3 protein-coding genes are annotated in these 1,597 nt (G+C 34.3%); 2 read left to right on the top strand and 1 reads right to left on the bottom strand.

Features of this window, described 5'->3' with window-relative positions:
• The first annotated feature begins 244 nt into the window (after positions 1–244).
• Together N2712_07985 and N2712_07980 are read left to right on the top strand one after the other, a co-directional pair.
• The gene (locus N2712_07985; protein MCX8029916.1) at positions 245–1,036 is read left to right on the top strand and encodes a hypothetical protein; all 792 of its coding nucleotides are present in this window, start codon (positions 245–247) and stop codon (positions 1,034–1,036) included.
• A gap of 36 nt (positions 1,037–1,072) precedes the next feature.
• Positions 1,073–1,225, top strand: a complete 153-nt coding sequence (locus tag N2712_07980) for a hypothetical protein (GenBank protein ID MCX8029915.1) — start codon at positions 1,073–1,075, stop codon at positions 1,223–1,225.
• Between the two features lie 78 nt (positions 1,226–1,303).
• On the opposite strand, the gene N2712_07975 is transcribed toward N2712_07980, so the two are convergent.
• Positions 1,304–1,597 (bottom strand): hypothetical protein (locus N2712_07975; protein MCX8029914.1); only part of this gene is annotated, 294 nt, incomplete at its 5' end.

Here is a 1,597-nt window from a genome sequence, read left to right as displayed (position 1 = left end):
ATTTGCTAGAGCAACACTTGATAGACACTAAAAGTATTAACTATACCCAAATAACTCTCAAATTTTGGAATTTATTGCTCAACTTATCAATTTTCATCAGACTGGAGTTCGTATGCAAGTTTGGTAAAAAGTGCTGTCAATATTAGAGCAAATCTAAAAAAACTAGCTATCCTTGTTAAATCACCATAACTGTTGACTTATGTAGATGTATACTAATATACTTCATTAGGAAGAGGTGGTTTGTATGGACAGAGATATGGATGAAATAAACGATCTGTTTGCAAAAAAGGATTATGGATATGATTATAGACACATGGACAGAATACTTGATCTGTTTATACAAAAGGATTATGCTTATGCGGGTATAGTAATTGATGACGAACATAAAAGGTACCTGAAGAAAAGGTTTCAATCCCTTACTGATGAAGTAGATATTAAAGTTTACTACGATATTGATGATGAATTAGCGTTCCATATTGGATTTACTAAAAAGTTTGCTTCAGAGATAGCAGGCATAAACAATAAAATCAAGTTATCTTTCTTTAAACATAGGGGAATTGGTAGTCAAACGAAGTTAGGTATGACGCTTAGAACAAATCCAAGTATTACTATAGGAGAAGATAAAGGATACAGAATACTCTACAGTGGATTACCCGTCGGAAGATTAGTAGTGAAAAATATTGCTGATACCATAATTATGGTTTCAAAAGGTAATCATGGATTTGACGAAAATATAGTGAAGGAATTAAAATCCATATCAAAGGACGTTCATGTAAAGGTCTTTATTACACAAAATTGCCTAGTCTGTATGGATTCTGTATATCTTGCCAATAGGGTGGCAGTTGCATCTGGGGGAAAGGTTCTGTCAGAAACTATTTTAGTAGATGAAGATTTTGACTTAAATCTTGACTTAGCACACCGATTAGATGTTGAAACTTTCCCAACTCAAATAATAAGCAATGATGAAAAATCTATAACTGTAGATTTTCAAGAAGAAAATGAACTTGTAAATCTCGTACTGTCTTATGGTAAATAGAAAAAAGATATGCCTAAGGATTAGGAGAGACTTAAAGTGCTTAGGAAACTGGAGTGGTATATAAGCCTTCATGATAAGTTTCTAGACATTGATAGTAGTAGATGTAAGTTTGTTGAGGGGTACGGTGCTGGAAAGGGTAGGAGTCATAGGATAGCAGTAGTTGATAAGGTTGCGAATGAGAACTCGTGAACTGAGGATAAGGTAGGTAAGGCTGCTGAAAGGTAAGAAGATGCTTTTGAAACAGTGAGCTTATTCTGTCTAAAATTTTTATTCTATCTGACCTCTGTATTGATTTATCTTCCTCCGTAGTCTAGTGAAGTCTGGTTCTTCAGTTTGGAATGAAAAGAATAGTATGTTTCCGTCAGTCAATATCCCCTCACTTAAAAGAAACTTATTCATCTCCTCACTATACACACCTTCCCTGACTCTAGCAGAATAAGGAGTAAGAACATCAAAAAAACCATCATCAACGAATTTAGTAAGCCACCTACTGGTATAGTTTTTTAGCCTAAACAGTTTCTTCTTCACCAAGAATGCTTCTCTTATAGTGTAGTAATACCC

Source organism: Brevinematales bacterium (assembly GCA_026415355.1).
Taxonomy (GTDB): domain Bacteria; phylum Spirochaetota; class Brevinematia; order DTOW01; family DTOW01; genus SKYB106.
This window is presented reverse-complemented; position numbering and strand designations above follow the sequence as displayed.

Coding starts and splice junctions, on each gene's coding strand:
- N2712_07985 (MCX8029916.1), top strand. CDS start 245: ATGGACAGAGATATGGATGAAATAAACGATCTGTTTGCAAAAAAGGAT.